At 71.2% G+C, this 22,810-nt stretch carries 19 protein-coding genes; 6 read left to right on the top strand and 13 right to left on the bottom strand.

From position 1 onward, the window contains the following. Positions 1–103: 103 nt before the first annotated feature. Positions 104–2,041 (top strand): DUF6541 family protein, encoded by a 1,938-nt coding sequence (locus tag KALB_RS00800; protein WP_148309310.1) that lies wholly within the window; start codon positions 104–106, stop codon positions 2,039–2,041. A 49-nt stretch (positions 2,042–2,090) separates the two neighbouring features. Here KALB_RS00800 and KALB_RS00795 read toward each other — a convergent pair whose 3' ends face one another. Both KALB_RS00795 and KALB_RS00790 read right to left on the bottom strand, forming a co-directional pair. Beyond that, a complete protein-coding gene (locus KALB_RS00795) occupies positions 2,091–3,338 on the bottom strand; it encodes a hypothetical protein (protein WP_051912899.1) in 1,248 nt (415 codons plus the stop codon). Continuing rightward, positions 3,335–4,378 carry a glycosyltransferase family 2 protein gene (locus KALB_RS00790; RefSeq protein ID WP_025353824.1) on the bottom strand — a complete coding sequence of 348 codons (1,044 nt, stop codon included), beginning with the start codon at positions 4,376–4,378 and terminating at the stop codon, positions 3,335–3,337. Before KALB_RS00790 ends, KALB_RS00795 begins: the two co-directional genes overlap by 4 nt. A gap of 55 nt (positions 4,379–4,433) precedes the next feature. Between KALB_RS00790 and KALB_RS00785 the strand changes: the two genes are divergently transcribed. After that, positions 4,434–5,531, top strand: coding sequence for a UDP-N-acetylglucosamine 2-epimerase (locus tag KALB_RS00785; protein ID WP_025353823.1), 1,098 nt, complete (start codon positions 4,434–4,436; stop codon positions 5,529–5,531). 130 nt (positions 5,532–5,661) lie between these two features. Here the strand turns inward: KALB_RS00785 and KALB_RS00780 are convergent, their stop codons facing one another. From KALB_RS00780 to KALB_RS00745, 8 genes are all read right to left on the bottom strand, one after another. Further along, positions 5,662–6,702, bottom strand: a complete 1,041-nt coding sequence (locus tag KALB_RS00780) for an IS630 family transposase (RefSeq protein ID WP_025353822.1) — start codon at positions 6,700–6,702, stop codon at positions 5,662–5,664. 122 nt (positions 6,703–6,824) lie between these two features. Further along, positions 6,825–8,714: a DUF6541 family protein gene (locus KALB_RS00775; RefSeq protein ID WP_025353821.1), complete on the bottom strand. Its 1,890-nt coding sequence runs from the start codon at positions 8,712–8,714 to the stop codon at positions 6,825–6,827. A gap of 332 nt (positions 8,715–9,046) precedes the next feature. Then, a complete protein-coding gene (gene lhgO / locus KALB_RS00770) occupies positions 9,047–10,243 on the bottom strand; it encodes an L-2-hydroxyglutarate oxidase (protein ID WP_025353820.1) in 1,197 nt (398 codons plus the stop codon). Then, positions 10,240–10,617, bottom strand: coding sequence for a DUF2304 domain-containing protein (locus tag KALB_RS00765; protein WP_025353819.1), 378 nt, complete (start codon positions 10,615–10,617; stop codon positions 10,240–10,242). The genes lhgO and KALB_RS00765 overlap by 4 nt, the downstream gene beginning before the upstream one ends. Then, positions 10,614–11,402, bottom strand: coding sequence for a glycosyltransferase family 2 protein (locus tag KALB_RS00760; protein ID WP_025353818.1), 789 nt, complete (start codon positions 11,400–11,402; stop codon positions 10,614–10,616). Before KALB_RS00760 ends, KALB_RS00765 begins: the two co-directional genes overlap by 4 nt. A 42-nt stretch (positions 11,403–11,444) precedes the next feature. After that, positions 11,445–12,119, bottom strand: a complete 675-nt coding sequence (locus KALB_RS00755) for an N-acetylmannosamine-6-phosphate 2-epimerase (RefSeq protein ID WP_025353817.1) — start codon at positions 12,117–12,119, stop codon at positions 11,445–11,447. After that, complete coding sequence (locus KALB_RS00750) at positions 12,116–13,030, bottom strand: ROK family protein (protein WP_025353816.1); 915 nt, start codon at positions 13,028–13,030, stop codon at positions 12,116–12,118. Before KALB_RS00750 ends, KALB_RS00755 begins: the two co-directional genes overlap by 4 nt. After that, positions 13,027–13,740, bottom strand: a complete 714-nt coding sequence (locus KALB_RS00745) for a GntR family transcriptional regulator (protein WP_025353815.1) — start codon at positions 13,738–13,740, stop codon at positions 13,027–13,029. Before KALB_RS00745 ends, KALB_RS00750 begins: the two co-directional genes overlap by 4 nt. A 121-nt stretch (positions 13,741–13,861) precedes the next feature. Between KALB_RS00745 and KALB_RS00740 the strand changes: the two genes are divergently transcribed. Beyond that, positions 13,862–15,220 (top strand): sugar porter family MFS transporter, encoded by a 1,359-nt coding sequence (locus tag KALB_RS00740; protein WP_025353814.1) that lies wholly within the window; start codon positions 13,862–13,864, stop codon positions 15,218–15,220. Between the two features lie 31 nt (positions 15,221–15,251). Further along, the gene (locus KALB_RS00735; RefSeq protein WP_025353813.1) at positions 15,252–18,284 is read left to right on the top strand and encodes a LamG domain-containing protein; all 3,033 of its coding nucleotides are present in this window, start codon (positions 15,252–15,254) and stop codon (positions 18,282–18,284) included. A 19-nt stretch (positions 18,285–18,303) separates the two neighbouring features. Here the strand turns inward: KALB_RS00735 and KALB_RS00730 are convergent, their stop codons facing one another. Continuing rightward, the gene (locus KALB_RS00730) at positions 18,304–19,116 is read right to left on the bottom strand and encodes an HAD family hydrolase (RefSeq protein ID WP_025353812.1); all 813 of its coding nucleotides are present in this window, start codon (positions 19,114–19,116) and stop codon (positions 18,304–18,306) included. 55 nt (positions 19,117–19,171) lie between these two features. Between KALB_RS00730 and KALB_RS00725 the strand changes: the two genes are divergently transcribed. Both KALB_RS00725 and KALB_RS00720 read left to right on the top strand, forming a co-directional pair. Further along, on the top strand, positions 19,172–20,050 hold the full coding sequence (locus KALB_RS00725) for an LLM class flavin-dependent oxidoreductase (RefSeq protein ID WP_025353811.1): 879 nt from the start codon (positions 19,172–19,174) through the stop codon (positions 20,048–20,050). A gap of 217 nt (positions 20,051–20,267) precedes the next feature. Further along, positions 20,268–20,720, top strand: coding sequence for a helix-turn-helix domain-containing protein (locus tag KALB_RS00720; RefSeq protein WP_025353810.1), 453 nt, complete (start codon positions 20,268–20,270; stop codon positions 20,718–20,720). A 63-nt stretch (positions 20,721–20,783) separates the two neighbouring features. Here KALB_RS00720 and KALB_RS00715 read toward each other — a convergent pair whose 3' ends face one another. Both KALB_RS00715 and KALB_RS00710 read right to left on the bottom strand, forming a co-directional pair. Then, positions 20,784–22,259 (bottom strand): MFS transporter, encoded by a 1,476-nt coding sequence (locus KALB_RS00715; protein WP_025353809.1) that lies wholly within the window; start codon positions 22,257–22,259, stop codon positions 20,784–20,786. After that, positions 22,256–22,807, bottom strand: coding sequence for a TetR/AcrR family transcriptional regulator (locus KALB_RS00710; protein WP_025353808.1), 552 nt, complete (start codon positions 22,805–22,807; stop codon positions 22,256–22,258). Before KALB_RS00710 ends, KALB_RS00715 begins: the two co-directional genes overlap by 4 nt. Positions 22,808–22,810: the final 3 nt, after the last annotated feature.

Raw genomic sequence — 22,810 nt, 5'->3', positions numbered from 1 at the left:
AATCCTCGCAGGTCGCGGGTTCATACACTTCGGACTGCCCTTCCACCTGGACGTGGCTTCGGCGCTGGCCTGACGGCCACCGATGCTGATGGAGCGGTCCCCCATGACCTGGCTCGACGCTGTGCCGGTTGTGCTCGTGTGCGCGGCCTGGCTGATCCTGCCCGGACTCCCGGTCAGCTACGCCCTCGGCCTGCGCGGGATCGCCGCGCTCGCGACCGCGCCGACCATCACGATCACGGTCACGGCCTTCACCGCCGTGGCCGCGGGCAAGGCCGGTGTGCACTGGTCGGTGCCGCTGGTGATCGGCGTGCACCTGGTGCTCGCCCTGCTCGCCGGGCTCGGCAGTCTGCTGCTGCGCCGCCGCACCGCGCGGCGGGAACCGGATCCGGGCTGGGTGCTCGGCGCCGCGCTGCTCGTGCTGGTGCCGACCGCGGTGCTCGGCGCGTTCGGCCTGGTGCCCGGGTTCGGCGGGGTGGAGACCCTGGCTCAGTCCTTCGACTCGGTGTTCCACTACAACGTGGTCGCGTCCATCCTGGACACCGGCAACGCCTCCTCGCTGTCCCTGGGCTCGATCACCTCGCCGAGTGTCACCGGCGCCTTCTACCCGGCCGCCTGGCACGACCTGGTCTCGCTGGTGGTGCTCAGCACCGGCACGTCCATCGCCGCCGCAACCAACCTGCTCGCCGGGATCGCCGCGCTCGTCGCCTGGCCGATCGGCTGCATGCTGCTGGCCCGCCAACTGTTCGGCCGCTCGCCCGCCGCGATGGTCTGCACCGGCGTGCTGAGCATCGCCTTCACCGCGTTCCCGTGGGGACTGCTCGGTTTCGGCGTGCTGTGGCCGAACACCCTGGGCATGGCGATGGCCCCGGTCGGCCTCGCGCTGACCGCCTCGATCGCCGGTGTGGCCGAACAGGACGTGATCGGCAGGGGCCGGGCCTGGCTGCTGCTGCCGCTCTGCTTCGCGGGCGCCGGACTGGCCCACCCCAACGTGGTGTTCACCATGGCGGCACTGGGCTTCTTCGTGGTGATGGCGGGCATGTTGCGGCGCAGGGCACGACTGCGCGCCGAGGGTCGCGGCGCTCGCGGCACGATCGACCTGCTGCTGGTGTTCCTCGGTTACGCGCTGGTCGGGCTGTGGGTCGTGACGACCCCGGTGTTCCTGCCGGTGCGGCGCACCTACTGGCCGCCCTTCGAGTCCCCGCTGGAGGCCGCACGGGACGTGCTGCTGAACTCGCCCAACCTCAAGCCCGCGCTGTGGGTGGTCTCCGTGCTGGTGGTCGTCGGCGCGGTGCTGTCGATCCGGCGCCCCGCACTGCGCTGGGTGGTCTGCGCGCACGCGCTGTCCGGCGTGCTCTACGTGTTGACCGCCTCGGTGAACGCGCACGGCAGCCAGCGGTTGACCGGCTACTGGTACAACGACTCGTTCCGGCTGGCCGCGATGCTGCCGATCACCGGCGTGCCGCTGGCCGTGGCCGCACTGGTCTGCGCGGCCACGGCCCTGCTGAAGGCCAGGCCGTCGCTGGTGCCGTGGCTCGCGACGGGGTTGACGGCCGTGGTCGTGGCGGCCACCGGCGGGCTGTACGCCAGGGAGCACGCGGACGTGCTCGCGCCGGTCTACCAGACCCAGGGCCGCAACCCGGACTTCACGCTCGTGGACGACTCGGAGCTGGCGTTCTTCCAGCGGGTCAAGGACAAGATCCCGGCGGGCTCCGTGGTGGCCAACGACCCGTGGGACGGCAGCGCCCTGCTCTGGGCGACCACGGGCCGCCGGGTCATGTCCCCGCAGCTCGGTTTCGACGTGCCCGAACCGCAGAAGTACCTGGCCGACCACCTGGTGGACGCGGGCCGCGACCCCAAGGTGTGCACGGTGGCCAAGCAGCTGGGCGTGAACTACATGCTGATCGGCAAGGGCCTGTTCTGGCCCTGGATCGAGGCGCCGAAGCAGCTGTACCCGGGCATCGCCGACCCGGGCAACCGACCCGGTTTCCGGCTCGTGGACAGCGACGGCTCCAGCAAGCTGTACCAGCTCACCGCCTGCTGAGTCCCGCTCACCGCCGGGCGAGTCCCGTCCGGCGGTGAGCGAGTCCCGCTCAGCGGCGGCGCAGCACCAGCGCCACCGCGACGCCCAGCCCGGCAGTCGGCGCGACGGCCAGCCCCAGCACCGCCCTGAACACGGTGTCGCCGGGGGCGAACAGCAGCAGCAACGCACTCACCGCGACCACCACGCCCCAGGTGATGAGCACGTGGTCGACCCGGGTGTTGGCGACCATGACCGCGGCGAACAGCAGGACCGCGGCCATCAGCACCGAGGACCAGACCAACCCGGCCACGGCCCAGCCCGCCACCGGCGCCAGGTTCGGGTAGATCACCGACAGGATCCAGGGGCCGATCAACCCACCGAGCGCGGCACCGACCAGCGCCAGCCCGAGGGCGCCGAGCACGATCTTGACCAACAGGGCTCGCAGCTGCCTGCGGCCGTCCTCGCTGTGCGAGAGCCGGACCACGGCGGGCACCGCCATGGCCTGCACCGGGGAGAACAGCAGCAACGGCAGCCGGGCCAGGGTGAGCGCGGAGAACAGGGCGCCGACCGCGGTGCTCTCCCCGCTGGAGGCCAGCAGCTTGACCAGCACGGGGTAACCGGTGATCACGCAGGCGGTCAGCCCGGCGCTGATCATCAGGATGACGATGCGCCCGGCCACGGCCCGCCAGGGCTGCCAGCCGCCGCGCCAGTCCACCAGCCGCGCCGAGGTGACCGCGAAGGCCAGCCACGCGAAGGAGCCCAGCGCCACCGCCACCGCGAGCCACACCATCCCGGTGAGCCCGGCCAGCACCACCACGCCGATCAGCACCAGCCGGATGAGCGCCTCGGTGACGATGATGCCGCCGTAGAGCCGGATCCGGTCCTGACCGACCAGCAGCCCGCGCACGCAGTACTGCGCGGTGAAGGCGAGCCCGCCGACGACCGCGATCAGCACCAGCTCCCCGTGCCCGCCGACGAGGCGGTTGGTGACCGGCGGCAGCAGCACGAGCACCGAGACCAGGATGATCAGGCCACCGGCGACAGCGGCGGTCTGCAACGCGGCCCCGCTGGTGGGCCTGCCCTCGCCCCTGGCCAGTGCGGAGAGCCGGGAGACCTCCTGCTCCAACGGGTTGAGCGCGGAGCCCAGCCCCATCAGCAGGCCCCAGAAGGCCAGGAAGGTCTCGACCTCGGTGGCCGGGAGCAGCCGGGGGAAGGCCAGGGTGATGGCCGCACCGAGGCCCGTCGCCACCAGGATCGCGATCGAGACGGTGCCGACCGACTTGCCGCTGACCGGAGCGTCCTCCGCGGCCAAGCTCACTTGCCCAGCCGCTTCCGCACGGCCAGCGTGAGGCCGCGCACCGCGCCCGCACCGAAGCAGGCGGCGAACAGCGGCAGCAGCGTGCCGACCGCCTTGGCCTGCCCGGTGCTGCCCCCGCTGCGGCGCACCACGGCGGCAGCGGCGGCCGAACCGGCCACGCCGATGGCCAGCGCGGTCTTGGGCCGCTTGACCAGCAGCACCAGCCCGCCGACCCCGGCGGCGGCGGCGACCGCGGCGGCCTTGCGCACCGGTCCCGGCGAGTCCAGATAGCTGTCGATGAATGTGGTGCCGCGGAAGTACGCGTGCCGCACGAATTTCTGGAGCGAATCGCGGCTGTGGTATTCGGCACTGAACGAGGGGCTGATGTGAATTCGGTGCGATTCCGCGATCGACCGGATCATCCGGGTGTCGTCGCTGGCCAGCTTGGGATCGTCGAACAGCGAGGAGAACGACTGGGCCGCCGCGAGCAGCACCTCGCGCGGGGCGGTGAAGAAGCCGGTGCCCTTCGGGAAGGCGTCGAAGTCCTCGGCGCCGAAGGACATCAGCTCCGGCTTGGCCAGGTAGCGGCGCCAGGCCACGGTGACCAGGCCGGACCAGAAGGCGCCGTACGGGCTGCCGTCGGTGGCCACGTTCACGTGCCCGTTCCAGACCACGCGGTCGGGGTGCTGGGTGAGCTGTTCCCGCAGGTAGGACAGGGAATCGGGGTCGACGATCACCCGGCTGTCCAGCAGCAGCACCTGGCTTCCCGAGGCCCTGCGCAGACCGGCCTGGCGCGCGGCGAACCGGCCCGAGTTGGCCTGCGTGACCACCACGACACCGGGCTGCGCGGACAGCTCGGCGAGCCGGGCCGGGGTGTCGTCGGTGCTGCCGTCGTCGACCAGCACGACCTCGATCGGCCAGGACGCCTTCTCGGCGGCCGTGAGCAGGGCCGTGACGGAACGCGTGATCCACTGCTCCTCGTTGAAGACCGGGATCACCACGCTCAGGCTCAGCCGCCCTGCTAGGCTTTCCTGGTTGTCAGGTGAGTTGCTCCAGCTCATCACACCTGACAGTATCCTCCCGGTACCCCGGTCCCCGGCTTAAGGGTCCCCATCCGTGATTGCCTTCATCGTTGGCACCACTGCCGAACTGATCAAAATCGCCCCCGTGTACCACGCGGTCGTGGCCAGGGGCGGCAAGCCGAAGCTCTGGTTCACCGCTCAGCACGTGGACGAGGTCGCCGACACCCTCGACGACCTCCGGCTGCCCGCTCCCGACCTGTGGCTGGTCCCGCAGGGCACCGCCCGCAACCTGGAGAAGCCCTCCCAGGTACCCGGCTGGGCGATGTCGGTGGCCAGGTCCGTGCTGTCCCAGCGCAAGCACCTGCGCCAGGTGCTCACCGAGGACGGCAAGCCCGGCCTGGTCGTCGTGCACGGGGACACCTTCACCACCCCGTACGGCTCGCTGATCGGCCGCATCCTGGGCGCCCGCGTGGCGCACGTGGAGGCGGGCACCCGCAGCGGCAGCCTGCTCAGCCCGCTGCCGGAGGAGGCCAACCGGCGGATCGCCGCGCACCTGGTGGACATCCACTTCGCGCCGACCCCGCGCGAGGTGCACAACCTGCGCAAGGTCAAGGGCGTCGTGGTGGACACCGGTGCCAACACGGTGATCGACGCGCTGCGGCTGGCGGAGGGCACCACCCCCGCGGTGGACGACCTGCCCGCCGAGTTCGGGCTGGTCACCCTGCACCGCTTCGAGTTGTTGCAGCGCCCGGAGAAGTTCCGCGAGGTGCTGGAGCTGCTGCGTGAGGCCAGCGCCCGGCTGCCGCTGCTGTACCTGGTCGGCGCGCACGAGCGCGAGCGGCTGGAGTCCCTGGACCTGTACCGACTCTTCGACGAGGACCGGTTCATCCTGCGGCCGAAGCTGCGCTACCTGGGCTTCCTGCCGGTGCTGACCCGCGCCAAGTTCGTGGTCACCGACTCCGGTGGGTTGCAGGAGGAGTGCGCCTACCTGGGCGTGCCCTGCGCGATCCACCGCGAGCGCACCGAGCGGCACCAGGGCCTTGGCGAGAACATCCTGCTGACCGGGATGCGCACCGAGCCGCTGCGCGAGTTCCTCAGCGACCCGGAGTCCCGGCGCCGCCCCTCGGCACTGGACAAGTACCAGCCCTCCGAGCTGATCGCCGACACCCTGTCGCAGCTGGGCTACTGCTGATCTGCTTGCACCGCAACGGGAAGGCCCCGGCCACTCGGCCGGGGCCTTTCTTGTGGGCCGGCGTCATGAAGGTGCCCTTCACGACGTTGAACGTCTCAAAGGGCACCTTCATGACAAGGCCGCCCGCCCTCTAAGCACGTGGCCAAAAGTCTTGTCCGAAACCTTCGGGTAGCCAGGGGCTGGTCCAGGGCGCGGCGGTGATCAGGTTCTGTTCGGTGCTCCGGTCGCGGAAGTAGGCGTGTGCCTGTCGGACGCGGCCGGCCATCGTGGCTGGCGCGGTGTTGGCGATGTGGTGCTTGAGGCCGGCCCAGACGCGTTCGACGGGGTTGTCCTGCGGGCTGTATTTCGCGCCCTCGATCAGTAACAGGCGCGGGTGTTCGGCCAGCCAGCGGCGAGTGATCCCGCTGTGATGGGTGCCGCCGTTGTCACAGATCACCGCGACAACAGGGGCGTCGGGGTAGGCGTCGAGTACCTGTTGCAGGAAGTAGCAGAACACCACGGAGACGTTCTTGACGGAGACGTGGTGGTGCCAGGCGCCGGTGGTGAGGTCGATCGCGCCGTGGATGGTGCGGCGGATGTTGCTGCCGGGAGTCAGGATCCGGTGACGCAGGCCGGTGGGCATCCAGCACGATCGGACCCGCGGCAGCAGGTCGAGGTGGGTTTCGTCCTCGGCCAGAACCACGGAGCCGGTGGGGAGTGCGGCGAGGCGGGCCTGGATCGTGGCGCAGGTCGTGTCGTGGTCGGGGTCGCCTTTGGCGATCAGCCGGGGACGCCGCCACCTGGCGTGTTCACGCAGTCGCCGGTAGAAGGTGCGCAGGCTCATTTCGGGGCGTCGGGCGGCGCGCCACAGTCGTGCGGTGGTCCAGGCTTTCGGGGTGTGCAGCAGGGTGTGGATGCGGTGTCCGAGCGTGGGGCTGCCCAGGCGGGGGCGTCCGCTGCGGGGTCGGTCGGGTAGCCCGTTGATGCCGTCGCGGGTGTGTCGGGTGATCCAGCGGCGCACCGTGACCGGCTCGTAGTGCAGAAGTTCCGCGATCTCGGGCGCGCTCATCCCGGACGCGGACAGCAAGACGATGACGATGCGGGTGGCGACTCGCCAGGGTCCGTGCAGCGCGGTGACCAGTTCGAGGTGCTGGGCAGGGGTCAAGTCGGCGTAGACATGCGCGGGGCGCATACTGGTGGAGGCCTCGTCGTGGTGGAGTCTGGTGTGGTAACCGAATCCAACCCGACGAGGCTCTTCACGTTCACGGCAAGGTCAACTCACGCGAGTTACAGACACAACTTCTGGCAACCTGCTTAGTCCGCGAGCTGGTAGACCGTGGCCCGCGCGTTGTGGAAGATCGGCCGCAGGGACCTGACCTGCTCCAGGTCGCGGAAGCCCTTCGCCCGTCCGCCGGCACCGTCCACGCTGCCCTCACCGACGAACACGTAGCGCACCTTCAACTGCTGCAAGGCCTTGCGCACCTCGGGGTTGCCGTCCAGCTCGTTGAGCCTGTCCAGCACCGTGGTGCGGTTGAGCCCGTCGGCCGTCTGCTCCTGCGGACCGATCTGCGCTGATCCGAACAGCGGTCGCACCCCGTCGATGGCCCACATCCAGGTGGAACCGTCGTGGGAGTCGTTGGCCACCACGGCCCCCTGCGGGATGTTGTCGTGCATCCAGTGCAGGGCCTGGATCTTCGTGTTGTCCACCACCGGGCCGTCCCGCCACAGGTCGCGCAGGCGGTCGGTGTTGCGGCCCAGGTACAGCCCGTGGGTGAGCAGTCCCAGCAGCACCAGCACGAGGCCGACGGCCACCGGCCCGGTCAGCGCGGGCCGGTCCTTCAACCCCGCGGAAACCTTGCCCAGCAAGGAGATCAGCGCATCACGCAGGGTGACCAGGCCGATCGCGGCCAGCCCGATCAGGCCGAGCGTGGCGATCGCGGCCAGCCGCCAGGAGTCGTTCCACCACGGGGAGTTCAGCACGTGCGAGAGCGTGGTGTCGTACCCGGCGTCCAGCACGGTCAGTCCGGTGAAGGCCAAGCCGCCGAGCAGCCACCAGAGCATCGAGCGGAACTTGGCCTTGTGCAAGCCGATCAGGCCGAGCAGCAGCAGTGCGGTGAACCACCACTGCGGCAGGTCCCGGCTCTTGGAGGAGGTCAGCAGCCTGCCCACCGCGTCGCCGGGTGAGTACGTGGCGGGCCACAGCACGTCACCGGCGTTGGCCACGGTTTGCAGGATCGCGGAGAACTGGAAGGCGCCGACGAGAACGGCCGCCAGGCCGAGCACGCCGAGCAGGGCCAGGTCGGGCAGGGCGGTCCTGCGGTTGGTGATCCACCGTTGTGCCAACAGGAACAGGCCGATCACGAACGCGGCCAGCGCGATGCTCAGGTGCACCGCGAGCAGGCCGACCATCGTCACGGCGGTCAGCAGCAGCGCACCGGCCGACCGGGTGTCCAGCATCCGGCCGAACACGGCGAAGAACGCGGGGATGAACGCCACGCCCGCGACGAACGGGAAGATCGGGCCCCACACGATGACGTCGTAGGGGAAGGAGGTGACGGCGCAGGACAGCACCCCGGCCGCGGCGCACAGCGCGGGGCTGTTGCTGAACTGCCTGACCATCACGATGCTGGCCAGCGCGAACAACCCGACGACCACGCCGTTGCTGATGTCCAGCAGTGCCACCACGTCCGCGCCGGTGAGCTGGCGGACCGTCGCGGCCAGCACGTGGTAGGCGTTCGGGTAGTAGTAGCTGGACACGTCCGGGTGGCTGAGCACCTTCAGCGCCGAGGGCAACGAGTTGCCGGTGTCGGCGATGAACCGGATGGCGTTGGCGTGGTAGCCCGCGTCCCACCACTGCGGCACGAGCGTGAAGCCGTTGGACGCGCGCTTGACCGCGAACAGGCCGACGAGCCCGGCGACCGCGAGGGCCGCCAGCACGCCGAGGTGGTCGACCAGCCGCCAGGGAGCGCGCTGCTCGGCGACCTCGAACCGACCGCGCAGCACGGTGCTGATACCGAACACCAGTGCCGCCAGGACCGCGGTGCTCAACGCCAGCGTCACCGGGGACCAGTCGATGCCGAACTTCGGCAGCAGCGGGCCGAACACGCCCACCACCCCGTAGGTCAGCAGTGGGGCGGCACCGGCGAGCAGCCACCCGCGCAAACCGCCCGCGAAACCGAGCAGCAGGCCCGGTACCGCGATCACAACAAGATAGACGGCAACAAGAAAGTATTCAGACAGCACTTCAGAGTCCCCCCACGGGATTCCCGCCGACAAAAAGGATCGACAAATAGAGCCGGTGAGTGCGGGACCTGATTTGGCTCCACTTACAGTCCCGCCACCAGCTATCTATGTAGAGGACGCGCGGCACCGCCCCGCGTTGCATGGCAGGTCAGCGAGGAGCCCCAAGAAACGCGATCGTTATTTCTGGACACAACTAAAATAGCGATCGACTGGAAATTAACCCCTTATGCCCAAGGCCCCAGCGACCATTCGGCGGAATGCACGCAACGGCGATACCGCCGACCAGCGGAGGACTACTGAACCTGTTCCTCGGCGAGGTCGGCGAGGTGGCGGGCGATCTCCAGCGAACTGGTCGCCGCGGGCGAGGGGGTGTTGAGCACGTGCACCTGGCGGGCGGCCGTCTGGCACCAGAAGTCGTCCACGAGCGAGCCGTCCGGCCGCACGGCCTGGGCCCGCACCCCGGCGTCCGCGCGCACGATGTCCGCGGCGCCCACGGCGGGCACGAGCCGGGCGAGGCTGGCCGCGAACCGCTTGCGGGACACCGAGCGGCGCATCTCGTCCACGGCGACGCGGGGGAACTTGGCGGCCAGCCGCCAGGTGCCGCTGAACCCGGCCGCACGGGCCAGGTCGGGCACGGAGACGTCCCGCCAGCGGTAGCCCTCGCGGCTGAGCGCCAGCACGGCGTTGGGGCCCGCGTGCACCCCGCCGTCGATGCCACGGGTCAGGTGCACGCCAAGGAAGGGCAGTGCCGGGTCGGGCACCGGGTAGATCAGCCCGCGCACCAGGTGGGCGCGCTCGGGCCGCAACTCGTAGTACTCGCCGCGGAAGGGCACGATCTGGACCTGCGGGCGGACCCCGGCCAGCTCGGCGACCCGGTCGCTGTGCAGGCCCGCGCAGTTGACCAGGACATCGGCCCGCAGCACACCGCCGGGCGTGGCGACCTCGACCCGGTCGGCGCGGGAGCGGATGCCCAGCGCGGGGCTCGCGGTGCGCAGGTCGGCGCCGCGCTCGGTGAGGCGGCGGACGAACGCCCTGGCCACGGCCGGGTAGTCGATGATGCCGGTGCTGGGCACGCGCAGCGCGGCCAGGCAGGACACCTCGGGCTCGAACTCGCGGGCCTGCTCGGGGGTGAGCCAGCTGGCGGGCACCCCGTTGGCCGCGGCCCGCTCGGCCAGCACCCGCAGGCGGTCCAGCTCACCGGGTTCGGTGGCCACGACCAGCTTGCCGCAGACCTGGACCGCGATCCCGTTGTCCCGCGCGAAGTCCACAATGGACTTGTTGCCCGCCACGGACATCCTGGCCTTGAGCGAGCCGGGCTTGTAGTAGAGGCCCGCGTGCACCACACCGCTGTTGTGACCGGTCTGGTGCGCGGCCCAGTCGTTCTCCTTCTCCAGCACCGTGACCCGGTGTCCTCGGGACACGGCGAGCTCGTGCGCGGTGGCGAGACCGACGATCCCGCCACCGATCACCACCACGTGGGTGCTGCTCATTCCCTGCGTTCGCCCTGCCGCTGCTCGGTGAGCTGCTCGACCTCCAGGCGCAGGATCGCCAGGTCCTCGGCCAGCTTGCGGGTCTCGTCCTCCACCCTGGACAGTTCCCAGGACAGGTGCAGGGTCACCCCGAGCAGGAACAGGATCGCCAGGAAGAACAACAGGTTCGAGGGCACGTAGAAGCCCACCGAGTGGGCCAGCATCGTGAGCCCGTCCTGACCGAGGCAGGTCAGCACCAGGATGATGATGCCGATCACCAGCCAGAGCACCGCGTACTTCTCGGTGAGCTGGCGCCTGCGCAGCAGTTCGATGATCAGGCCCAGGATGATGACGCTGCCGATGATGCCGACGATGTAGGCGGTCGTGCCGTTCACCTCGCCGCCTCCTTCTGCACCAGGCCGACCCCGGCGGCGACGGCGGGCTCCTCGTTGCGCACGGACACGTTCCACTTGCGGATCAACGCCAGCAGCAGCGCGAACCCGGCGCGGAACAGGTAGACGGTGGACTTGATCGGGCTGTGGCTGGGCGTACCGGCCCGGCGCGGGCGCATGTGCGCGGGCACCTGGACGATGGCGCAGCCCGCGCGCACCGCGATCACCAGCGACTCGATGGTGTCACCGAGGTACTCCACCGGGTAGTACTCGGCGAACAGCGGCAGCGCGCGGCGGCCGGAGGCCTTGAAGCCGGAGGTGGTGTCGGTGAGCTTGGTCTTGGCCACCCAGGACAGCACGACGGCCAGCACGCTCATGGCCCACTTGCGCGGGCCCCTCGCCTTGTACTCGCCACCGCCCTCGGCGAACCGGGCGCCGATCACCACGTCGGCCCGACCCAGCTCGGCGAGCAGGGCGGGCACCTCGGTGGGGTCGTGCTGGCCGTCCGCGTCGACCTGGACGGCGGCGTCGTAGTCGTGCCGGACGGCGTAGCGGAACCCGGCCCGCATGGCGCCGCCGACACCGAGGTTGTAGGGCAGGTCGAGCACCAGCGCGCCAGCGCGCTTGGCGACCTCGGCCGTGCGATCGGTCGACCCGTCGCTGACCACGAGGATGTCGGTGTCCGGCAGGGCGGCGCGAATCTCGCGCACGGTCTCCCCGACGGCTGCTTCCTCGTTCCAAGCGGGTACCACGATCAGAGCACGACCGCTAAACGACTTCGTGGACACGGTGCCAAGGGTAGCGGCACCACCGCGCGACCCTGCGCGGGCTCAGCGCGCGGCCAGCGCGTCCACGAACCGGGCGGTGATCGTCTGCGGCGCGGTGATGGCGGAGCCGACCACGACCGACCACGCCCCCGCCTCCAGCGCCCGGCGGGCCTGCTCGGGGCTGGCGATACGGCCCTCGGCGACCAGCGGCACCGCCAGCCGCTTGGCCAGCTCGGCGACCAGGTCCAGGTCCGGCCCGGTGGGCACCGGGCCACCCGTGTAGCCGGAGAGCGTGGTGGACACCAGGTCGGCACCTGCCTGCTCGGCGGCCAGCCCCTCGTCCACGGTGGCCACGTCGGCCATCACCAGCCTGCCCAGCTCGTGCACGGCGGCCACGGTGTCGGCGAAGCCGCGGCCGTCCGGGCGGGGCCGCAGAGTGCCGTCCACGGCGACCACGTCGGCGCCCGCCTCGGCCACCGCGCGGGCGTGCCCCGCGGTCGGGGTGATGTAGACCCCGGTGTCACCGTCCTTCCAGAGCCCGATCAGCGGCAGCGTCACCACGGAGCGGATCGCGCGCACGTCCGCCACCCCGTTGGCCCGGATGCCCACGGCGCCCGCGGGCGCGACGGACCTGGCCATCGCCGCCATGAAGGTCGGTCCGTGCAACGGCAGCCCGGCGGCGGCCTGGCAGGACACCACGAGGCCGCCGCGGATCGCCGCGAGCAGGTTCTCCTTCATCGCTCTCCTTCGAATGCGAGTACGGCCGCGCCTGCCAGTGGCGCGTCGGTGCCGAGCAGAGCGGGCCGCAGCGCGACCCGGGACGGTCCGGGCAGGGCGGCCGAGCGCAGCGCGCGCTCCACCGGCCCCAGGAAGGGCTCGCCGATCTCGGCCACCCCGCCGCCGAGCACGACCACCTGCGGGTCCAGCGCGTTGGCCAGCCCGGCGAGCGCGGCACCCAGTGCGGCCCCGCCCTCCGCCAGCACGGCCGAGGCGGCCTGCTCCCCCGCGAGCGCGCGCTCGGCGATCGCACGCAGGTCGGTGACCTGCTCGCCGGTGACCTCCCGGTACCGGCTGGTCATCGCCGGACCCGAGGCCACGGCCTCCACGTGGCCGGTGGCCCCGCAGCTGCACCGACGGCCCTCGGCCCCGGGCACGGGCAGGTGCCCCAGCTCCCCGGCACTGTGCGTGGCGCCACGCCGCAGCACCCCGTCGAGCACGATGCCGCCACCGATCCCGGTACCGACCGTCACGTACACCCCGTCGCGCAGCCCGCGCCCCGCGCCGAAGTGGTGCTCCCCGAGCGCGAGCGCGTTGCCGTCGTTGTCCACGCGGACCGGCAGCCCCGTCAGCGCACGCAGTTCCCCGGCCACATCCGTGCCCGCCCAGCCCGGCAGCAGGTCGGTGGCCGACAGCACCGTGCCAGTCGCGGCGTCGACCACGCCGCCCGTGCCCACGCCCACCCCCACGACCGGTGTGCCCGCCGCGAGGGCCCGGACCAGCTCGGCCATGGCGGCCAGCACGGCGCGGGCCCCGTCGCGCGCCGGGGTCGGCACCACCGTGCGCCCGCGCACCACCCCGTCCGCGCCCACCAGGGCACCGGCGATCTTCGTGCCGCCCACGTCCACGCCGACCGCCCAGCGCGCCGTCACGGCTGCTCCCTGGTCACCGTGAACCGGATGTCGTAGCGGTCGGCCCGGTAGATGCTGACGGTCCGCTCCACCGGGGTCCCGCGCAGATCACTGGCCAGGCGCAGCACGCGCAGCGCGGCCGTGCCCGGCGGCACGCCCAGCAGCGCGGCGTCGCCCTCACCGAGCACCACGGCCTCCACGACCTGGTCGGCCACCACCGGCCTGCCCTCGGCGCCCAGCATCTCGTACAGCGAGCCGCCCACCTCCTGCTCCAGCAGGTCCGGTACGCGCCCGGCGGGCAGGTAGGCCATCTCCAGGCACATCGGCACCTCGTCGGCCAGCCGCACGCGGACCAGCCGCACCACCTGCTCGTCCGGTCCGAGCTGGAGGTCCTCCCGGATCGGGCCGTCGGCGGGGATGCGGTCCGCGGTGATCACCCGTGAGCTGGGCCGCAGGCCCCGGCCCGCCATGTCCTCGCTGAACGAGGTGAGCGAGACCGACTTGGAGATCACCTGGTCGGCCACGAAGGTGCCCGCACCCTGCACGCGGTAGAGCGCACCCGCCTTGGCCAGCTCGTCCAGCGCCTGCCGCACGGTGGCCCTGCTGACCCGGTACTGGGCGGCCAGGTCACGCTCCGTGGGCAGCGCCTCGTGCGCGGGCAGCTTCTCCACGTCGGCGAGCAGCCGCCTGCGCAGCCGCTCGTACTTCGGAACGTTGCTACCAATCGTCATATAGGTACGTACCAATCCAGACACGAACGGCGGCGTTGCGCTCTGTACAGGTTCGAAGTATAGATTGTTACGGACCAATCTGGGGACCTTCTCGAACCATTGAGTGGAAGGGAGGCCCACGATGGCCACAGAGCGAGAGCGCCCCCGCCCTGGCTCGGTCGTGTACGGGATCGCCACCGTCGCGGCCGTCGGCGGGCTGCTGTTCGGCTACGACACGGGTGTCATCTCCGGCGCGCTGCTGTTCATCACCGACGAGTTCGGCCTCACCCCGCTCAGCTCGGGGCTGGTGGTCAGCGCGATCCTGGTCGGCGCCATGCTCGGCGCGCTCGGCTCGGGCCCGCTCGCCGACCGGTACGGCAGACGGGTCGCGATCATCGGTGCCGCCGTGGTCTTCGCGGTCGGCGCTGTGCTCGCGGGCACCGCCACCTCGGCGGAGATGCTGGTACTGGCCAGGGGCGTGCTCGGACTGGCGATCGGCTCGGCCTCGGCGCTGGTCCCGGTGTTCATCAGCGAGGTCTCCCCCGCCCACCTGCGCGGGCGCCTGGTCGCGGTGAACCAGCTCATGATCACGATCGGCATCGTGGTGGCCTACGCCGTGGACTACGCCTTCGCGGCCAACCGGGACTGGCGGGCCATGTTCCTGGTGGCCGTCGTGCCCTCGGTGCTGCTCGGCGTCGGCATGTACTTCCTGCCGGAGACCCCGCGCTGGCTGGTCAGCAAGGGCCGCCTCGACCAGGCCCGCGCGGTGCTCGGGCTGGTGGACCGCACCGCGGACGCGGAGCAGGAGATCGAGCGGATCCGCGCAGTGCGCGCCGAGGGCAGGGTCCGGCTGCGCGAACTGGCGGGCAGGTGGCTGCGGCCCGCGCTGATCGCGGGCATCGGCCTGCAGATCCTCGGCCAGGCCACCGGGGTCAACACGGTCATCTACTACGCGCCGACGATCTTCTCCAACGTCGGGCTCGGCACCTCCGCGGCGATCCTGGCCACCGTGGGCATCGGCCTGGTGAACCTGCTGATGACCGTGGTCGGCATGGCGCTGGTGGACCGGGTCGGGCGGCGCCCGCTGCTGCTGGTCGGTGTCGCCGTGATGGCGGTGGCGCTGATCGTCATGGCCGGCTCGATCACCCTGCTGGGCAGCTCGGGTGCGGCGACCACGATCTCGCTGGTCTGCGTGGTGGTCTACATCGCGGCCGTGGCGGCGAGCCTGGACGTGGTCGTGTTCATCATTCCGGCTGAGATCTACCCGTTGCAGGTGCGCGGGACCGCGATGAGCGCCACTCTCTTCGCGAACTGGGGCATGAACTTCCTCGTCTCGTTGACCTTCCTCACCCTGCTGACCAGCCTCGGCACGGCAGGCACGTTCTGGCTCTACGCCGGTCTGTGCGTGGTGATGGTGATCTTCACGGCGACGCTCATCCCGGAGACGAGAGGCCGCTCGCTGGAGCAGATCGAACTGGATCTGCGCGGAAGGGTCGACTAGACGGCCCGAGGCCGTGGGAAGGGGATGCGCGATGGCCAACCCGACAGGAACGCTCGCGGCAGCCGTGCTGGTACTGGCAGCAGGCATCCCACTGGCACCCGCCGCGTCCGCGGCACCCGCCGAGGCGGTGGCCACCGTCGCCGTGTTCGGCGGGGCGCACACCGAGGACATGACCCGGCTGTTCAACCAGATCAACGTCAACACCGTGGTCAGACCCCTGAGCCAACTCGGCTCGACCTCACTGGACGGGGTGGACGCGGTGCTGGTCACCGCGGACGGCTACCCGTCCCGCCCCACCCAGCTCGGCGGCGCCGCGGCCGCCAACCTCGCCCGCTTCATGGACCAGGGCAAGCGGGTCTACGTGGAGTTCGCCACCGGCGACACCGGGGCGATGGTCCAGTCGGCCGTCTCCCCCGTGCTGGCCACCTTCCCCCGGGTCTACGTCAGCGGGGACTCGGCCTTCGGCAACGGCCTGGGCAACAACGCGATCCTCGACGAGCACAACTCGTACTACCTGCCGATGAGCGCACCCGAGGGTTCCTCGGTTCCGCTGAGCTACGGCACGGTGGCCGGGGTCGGCACCGCCGTGTTCGGGCCCTCGGCGGACGCCCGGCCCGCGCTGATCGTGGCCGACCACGGGCCGGGGCAGCTGTTCTACGCCACCAGCGCGATGTCGAACTACCTGCAGGGCCGCTACGTGCTCAGCGCCCGCTGGCAGCAGCTGTGGGTCAACATCGCGGTCCAGTTGCTGCCGGACTCGGTGCGCGGCAAGGCCTTGCGCGCCTACGCCCCGATCAAGGCGTACACCACGCCCAGGGTCTGGGCCGAGCCGAACACGCCGGTCACGCTGAACATCGAGTCGCCGAGGGACCAGTCGCTGGTGGTCACCCTGGACGGCCAGCCGCTGCCCGCCCCGCGCTCGGCGGCCAACGGCGCGCTGGCCGCCCCGCAGGTCAGCCTCGCCCCCGGCACCCACGTGTTCACCGTGCGGGCACAGAACTCGATCTCCGCGACCACCGTGCCGATCACGGTGCAGCACCGCGACCAGGCCTACCGCTCCATGCTGGCCAAGGCGGTCGACTGGTACCAGCGGTCGGGGGTCATGCTGGGCCGCGGCGACGGGTCCGCCGCCGTGGCCGAGGGGTTCAGCTCCGAGATCGGGCCGGACGGGCGCAACCCGTTCAAGCCCGACATCCGCGGGGACGGGGTCACCGAGACCGCCTACGCGTTCCAGCTCTACGGCCAGCTCACCGGCAACCGCCAGTACACCAACACCGCCTCCAACATCATGGACCAGGTGTACGGGCGGATGCAGATCCCGACCCAGGACGCGCTGTACGGGCTGTTCGAGACCCGCGGCTACTGGCCGGGGGCGCACACCCCCGAGGAGTACGTGTTCCGCGACGACGAGGGCTGGATCAGCCTGCTCACCCAGGTGTACGCCCAGATCGTGCCCAACGACCGGCACATGGTGCAGGCCCTGCGCTCGGTGGAGAGCCTGAACCGGACCGCCCGCGCGGACGGCATCCAGCCCTACGTCGGGCCCGGGACCGACATGCTCGGGGTGAGCTGGGACTTCATCGCGCACCTCGCGGTGAGCCCGCAGTTCGGCTCGGACCCGCACTACCAGAGCATGGCCGCCGCCGCCCTGTTCTACGCCTATGCCACGACCGGCGCGGAGAAGTACCTGAGGACCGCGCTCAACAGCGTGGACTTCTTCCTGTCCCAACTGCCCAACATCGGCATGGAGAAGAGCCGCTCCGAGGAGTACGGCCGGGCACTGCTCGTGCTGGCCGCCGCCTACCACTACACCGGGAACGGCAAGTACTACCGGGTGCTGTCCGACTTCGCGTCCTTCTACGCCAGGTTGCAGGACCCGGCGACCGGGGCGATCCCGGAATGGGACGGGGTCAACCCGCGCAGCAACGAGGATTACGGCACCTACGAGAGCACGGTGATCCAGCAGAACGGGGACAAGGTCACCGACCAGCTCTACACCACCGGGTTCCTCGCCATGAACCTGTGGATCGCCTACAAGGCAACGGGTATCGGCACGTTCCGCGCACTGGACCTGAACCTGATCGACTACCTGAGCAGGATCCAGATCCAGAGCGCGGACCCCACGCTCAACGGCACCTGGATGCGCGCCTTCGACTACGGCAACTGGGAGTACTACGGCAGCGGGGCCGACGTGGGCTGGGGCCCGTACGCGGTGGAGACCGGCTGGACCAACGCGCCCATCATGATCGGCACCCTGCTGTACCTGCTCGACCAGTCGTTCTGGCCCTCACCGGTGGCCGCGCGGGACGCCGACGTGCGCCGGGTCACCGGGGAGTTCGACGAGATCGCCAAGACCCTGCCCAGCCCGCAGTACGGCGAGCTGTTCAACAGCCCCGTGCTCAACCGGCCGGACAAGGCGTTCACCCTGGAGGCGTGGATCCGGCCCGACCAGCGGACCGTGGACAAGCGGTACGTGGGCCTGGTGTCCAAGACCACCAGCAGTCTGTGGCTGCGCGGCGGCCACCTGTACGGGGAGTTCCTGACCACCTCGGGCAACTGGATCACGGTGCAGTCCCAGGCCACCGTGCCCGCCAACGCGTGGACGCACACCGCGGTGACCTACGACGGCAACACCCTGGCGTTGTGGATCAACGGCGCGAAGACCGAGGAGGTCCCGGCGGTAGGCCTGTCCGTGCAGCGCACGGGGGAACCGCTCGCCGTGGGCGCCCACAACCCGCAGTACCTGGGCCAGGGCTACTTCTTCGGCGGTCAGATCGACGAGGTGCGCAGCTCCGACATCGCCCGCACCTGGGAGGGCGTGCCCACCGGTCCGTACACCCCTGACGGCAACACCTTGGCTCTGCTGCACTTCGACGAGCAGGGCAACCCGATCATCGACTCCAGCGGCAACGGGCTGGTCGGGGACCTGGTCGGCGGTCCGAGGTGGACCGGGTCCGGCCGGTTCGGCGGCGGACTGTCGCTGAGCCCGAACCCGAGCGCGCCGAACCAGCGCGACGCCGGGCACCGGGGCAGCGGCCGGGCGGCGCTCACCGGCGGACGCTAGCGACGACGCGGGGACGGGCTCAGAACCAGCGCTCGAGCACGAGCGCGAGCCCGTCCTCGCTGTTGCTGCCGGTGATCTCGTCGGCCGCGGACTTGGCCTGCGGGTGCGCGTTGGACATCGCCACCCCGTGCCCGGCCCAGGACAGCATCGACACGTCGTTGGGCATGTCGCCGAACGCGATGACGTCCCCGCGCTCGACCCCGAGCAGTTCGGCGACCTCGGCGAGGCCGGTGGCCTTGGTCACCCCGGCGGCGGCGATCTCGATCAGGCCGTTGTTGCTGGAGTAGGTGACGGCGAACTGGTCCCCGAGCAGCGCGGTGGCCGCGGTGGCCATCTCCTGGCTGGTCATGCCGGGGTGCCTGGCCAGCAGCTTGATCGCGGTCTTGCCGAGCACCTCGCCCCGGCTGGCCGCGGCCGAGTCCGGGTTGGGCCACGGGTGCTGGTACTCCGGCTCCGCGAGGAACTGCCGCTCGGCCTCGCCCATCGCGGTCTCGGCCACCCGCTCGGTGGCCAGCAGGGAGCCGGGGACGGCCGTGGCCAGTGCCGTGGCCAGGTCGCTCAGCTGCACCGGGTCCAGGCCGTGCACCCGGAACACCCGGTCGGCGGCGATGTCGTAGAGCGCGGCCCCGTTGGCGCACACCGCGTAGCCGCTGACCCCGGCCTCCACCGCGACGCGGGGGACCCAGCGCGGCGGGCGGCCGGTGACCAGCACGAACGGGGTGCCCGATGCGAGCACCCTGCCGATCACCTCGGCCGTGCGCGGGGAGATCCGCTCGTCGGGGGTGAGCAGGGTTCCGTCGACGTCGGAGGCGACCAGAAGTGGCTTTTGCACCAGTCCATGGTGCCTGACCGGCGGCCCCCTCAGCGTCCCGCTACTGTCCGAAGCTGTGCGCGTTGGCATTGTGATCCTCCCTGAACATCGTTGGTGGGTGGCCGAGCCGAAGTGGCGGGCAGCCGAGGAGTACGGCTTTCACCACGCCTGGACCTACGACCACCTGGGCTGGCGCTCGCTGGTGGACGGACCGTGGTTCGGCTCGGTGCCGACGCTGACCGCGGCGGCGGCCGTCACCTCACGGATCAGGCTGGGCACGATGGTCGCCTCGCCGAACTTCCGGCACCCCGTGCCCTTCGCCCGCGACCTGACCACGCTGGACGACATCTCCGACGGCCGGTTCACGCTCGGCATCGGGGCGGGCGGGCTGGGCTACGACACCGAGGTGCTCGGCGCGGAGCAGATCTCCGCGGGCACCAGAGCCGGCCGCTTCGAGGAGTTCGTCGAACTGCTGGACTCGCTGCTGACCAAGCCCAGCACCACCTGGCAGGGCGAGCACTTCGCCGCCGTGGAGGCAAGGTCGGCCCCCGGCTGCGTACAGCTGCCGAGGATCCCGTTCGTGATCGCGGCCAACGGACCGAGGACGATGCGGCTGGCGGCCCGGTTCGGTCAGGGCTGGGTGACGACCGGCACCGACCGGGAGAGCCTGGACAGCTGGTGGCGCTCGGTGGGCGAGGCCTGCCGGCGCATGGACGAGGCACTGGCCTCGGTCGGCCGTGAGCCCGCCACGCTGGACCGCTACCTGCAGTCCGATGCCTGCCCGCAGTTCTCGCTGTCCAGCAGGGAGTTCTTCGAGGAGGTGCTGGGCAGGGCCGCGGAGCTGGGCTTCACCGACGTGCTCGCCCCCTGGCCCCGCCACGACGGGGTGTACGCGGGCGCCGAGTCGGTACTCGAGGAAGTCGCCGCCGAGGTACTGCCCAAACTTTTCACCTGATCGTGTGTACCCCAGGTCACTGCGGAACCGCCTCGCGAGACCGAGCGTCATACCGCTTGCAGACCGGGGTGAGGGGAACGAGAGGTCCCCGCGTGCGAGGACAGGGGCAGTCCGAGCGCGCGGGGGCCTTTGCGTGTCAGCCGGTGGCACATTGTCCTCGCAATGTGCACTTAGGGCAGTTAGACTCAGGGTAGCCGTGTCGGCCTGAGAGGACGCCATGACCACCCGCCTGGACCAGCACACCGTGCAGCCGCCGGAAGACCCCGCACGCGCACACGACCTGCGGACGCTGACCGCCGCGCTGGACTCGGGCAGCCAGCCCGAGGTGATCGGGCAGGACGGCACGCGCACGGCGCTGCCCGCCGAGATCCTCGCGGTCCTCAGGCAGGTGGCGGGCGCCCTGTCGCAGGGTCAGGCGGTCACTGTCGCGGCGCACGACACGATGCTGACCACCACCCAGGTCGCCAAGGTGCTCGGCGTGTCCCGGCAGCACGTGGCCAGGTTGATCGACTCGGGCACGCTCGCGGACACGATGGTCGGAGCCCACCACCGCGTCGCGCTCTCCGAGGTGGCCGAGTACCAGCGTCGCCGCGCCCTGGTACGGCAGTTGACCCAGGATGCCGAGGACTACGACCTCGGCCCCGAGGGCGAGACCTTCCCGACTGGCTGACCGCCCGCACCGTGCCCAGGTTCGTCGAAGTCGTGTCCCCGCTGGTGCTCTAGCGGCGGCGTGTCAGTGGGTCGCGGCCCGGTCGCGCAGCAGCGTCCTCGCGGCGATCGCGGCGATGACCAGCAGCACGGCGGCGGCGAGCCCGGCCAGTTGCAGCCCGGCGACGAAGGACTCGCGGGCGGTGTCCACCACCTGGGCGCGTACCTCGGCGGGCAGGCCGGAGGCGCTGGCCAGCGAGTCGCGCACCGCCTCGACGGCGGGGGCGGGCAGCCCGGCGGGCAACCGCAGGTCGGCGCGGTACACGGCGGTCAGCACCGAGCCGAGCACCGCGATGCCCAGGGCCGTGCCCAGCTCGTAGGAGATCTCCGAGACGGCGGAGGCGGCACCGGCCCGCTCGGGCGCCACGCTGCTCAGCACCAGGTCGGCGGTGATCGTGAACGCCACGCCCGCCCCGGAGCCGATCACCAGCAGGGCGAGGCCGATCACCGGGTACGGGGTCTGCGGGCCGAGCCAGAACGTGCCGACCAGTGCCGCGCCCATCGCGCCCAGCCCGGCGGCGGTGACGCGGGCGGCGGACCAGGCCCTGGCCAGCGCACCGGCCACCAGCCCGGCGACCACGGCACCGACCGTGGCGGGCAGTTCGAGCAGACCGGCCTCCATCGGGCCGTAGCCCTGCACGAGCTGGAGGAACTGGGAGAAGAAGAACGCCACCCCGGCCAGGCCGAACATGGCCAGCAAGGTGGACAGCACGGCCCCGGTGAACCGCCGCTGCGCGAACAGCCGCACGTCCACCAGCGGCACGGGCAGCCGCAGCTGGCGCCGCACGAACAGGGCCAGGGCCAGCACGCCGACAGCGGCGCCGACCAGGGTGCTCGGCTCGAACCCGTTGGCGGCGAACTCCTTGATCGCGTACACCACGCCGACCACGCCGACCAGGGACAGCACGGCGCCGACCAGGTCCCACGGCCCCGGCTCGGGGTTGCGCGACTCGGGCAGCACGAACGCGCCCACCGTGATCAGCACCAGCATCACCGGGACGTTGATCAGGAACACCGAGCCCCACCAGAAGTGCTCCAGCAGGAAGCCGCCGACCAGCGGGCCGACCGCGGCGCCCGCCGAGGCCATGGCGCCCCACACGCCGATGGCCAGGCTGCGCTCCTTGGCGTCGGTGAACAGGTTGCGGATGATCGACAGGGTGGAGGGCATGAGCGTGGCCCCGGCGACCCCGAGCAGGCCGCGCGCGAGGATCAGCACCCCGGCGCTCGGCGCGAAGGCGGCCAGCACGGAGAGCAGGCCGAACGCCGTGGCACCGATCAGCAGCAAGCGCTTGCGGCCGATCCGGTCGCCCAGCGTGCCCATGGTGACCAGCAGTCCGGCCAGCACGAACGAGTAGGCGTCACCGATCCAGAGCAGTTCCACTGCCGAGGGGTTGAGGTCCCTGGCCAGGAAGGGCACGGCCAGGCTCAGCACCGTGGCGTCCACGGCGATCAGCAGCACCGCGAGCACCAGCGTGCTCAGTGCGACCCAACGCGACTTCATGACTGGTTCCTCCGCACGGCCCCGTTGAGCAGCAGTTCGGTCAACACCCGGTTGGCGTCCTTGGCGGCCAGCCGCCCGTGCTGGACGGCCCAGCCGGTGCCCGCGAGCAGCGAGCTCAGCGCGTCGGTGAGGAATTCGGCGGGCAGTTCCACGCGGAACGCCCCGCTCTCCTGCCCGCGCCGGAACAGCCCGATCAGCGCCAGGTCCAGCTCGGCCCAGAGCTGGTCCATCTCGGGGTCGCCGGCGATCTGGTTCTCCCCCATCAGGAAGGCCCACAGGTCGGCGATCGGTACCAGCTCCGCCACCAGCCTGCGCACGGCCGCCACGGGCTCCCCCTGCTCGGGCCTCGCCCGCTCGATCGCGGCCCGCGCGTCGGCCAGCGCCAGCTCCGCCAACTGCTTGACCAGTGCGTTGCGGCTGGGCACGAGCCGGTGCAGGGTCGCCCGGCTGATGCCCGCGGCCTTGGCCAGCTCGTCCATGGGCGCGTTCGGCTGGCGCACCAGCACCCGCACCGTCGCCCGCAGCACCCGCACCCGATCCGTCGCCATGAG

The organism is Kutzneria viridogrisea DSM 43870 (assembly GCF_000525635.1).
In the GTDB taxonomy this organism is placed as follows: Bacteria; Actinomycetota; Actinomycetes; order Mycobacteriales; family Pseudonocardiaceae; genus Kutzneria; species Kutzneria viridogrisea.
The sequence above is the reverse complement of the archived record's forward strand: the minus strand, read 5'-3'. Positions and strand labels throughout refer to the sequence as shown.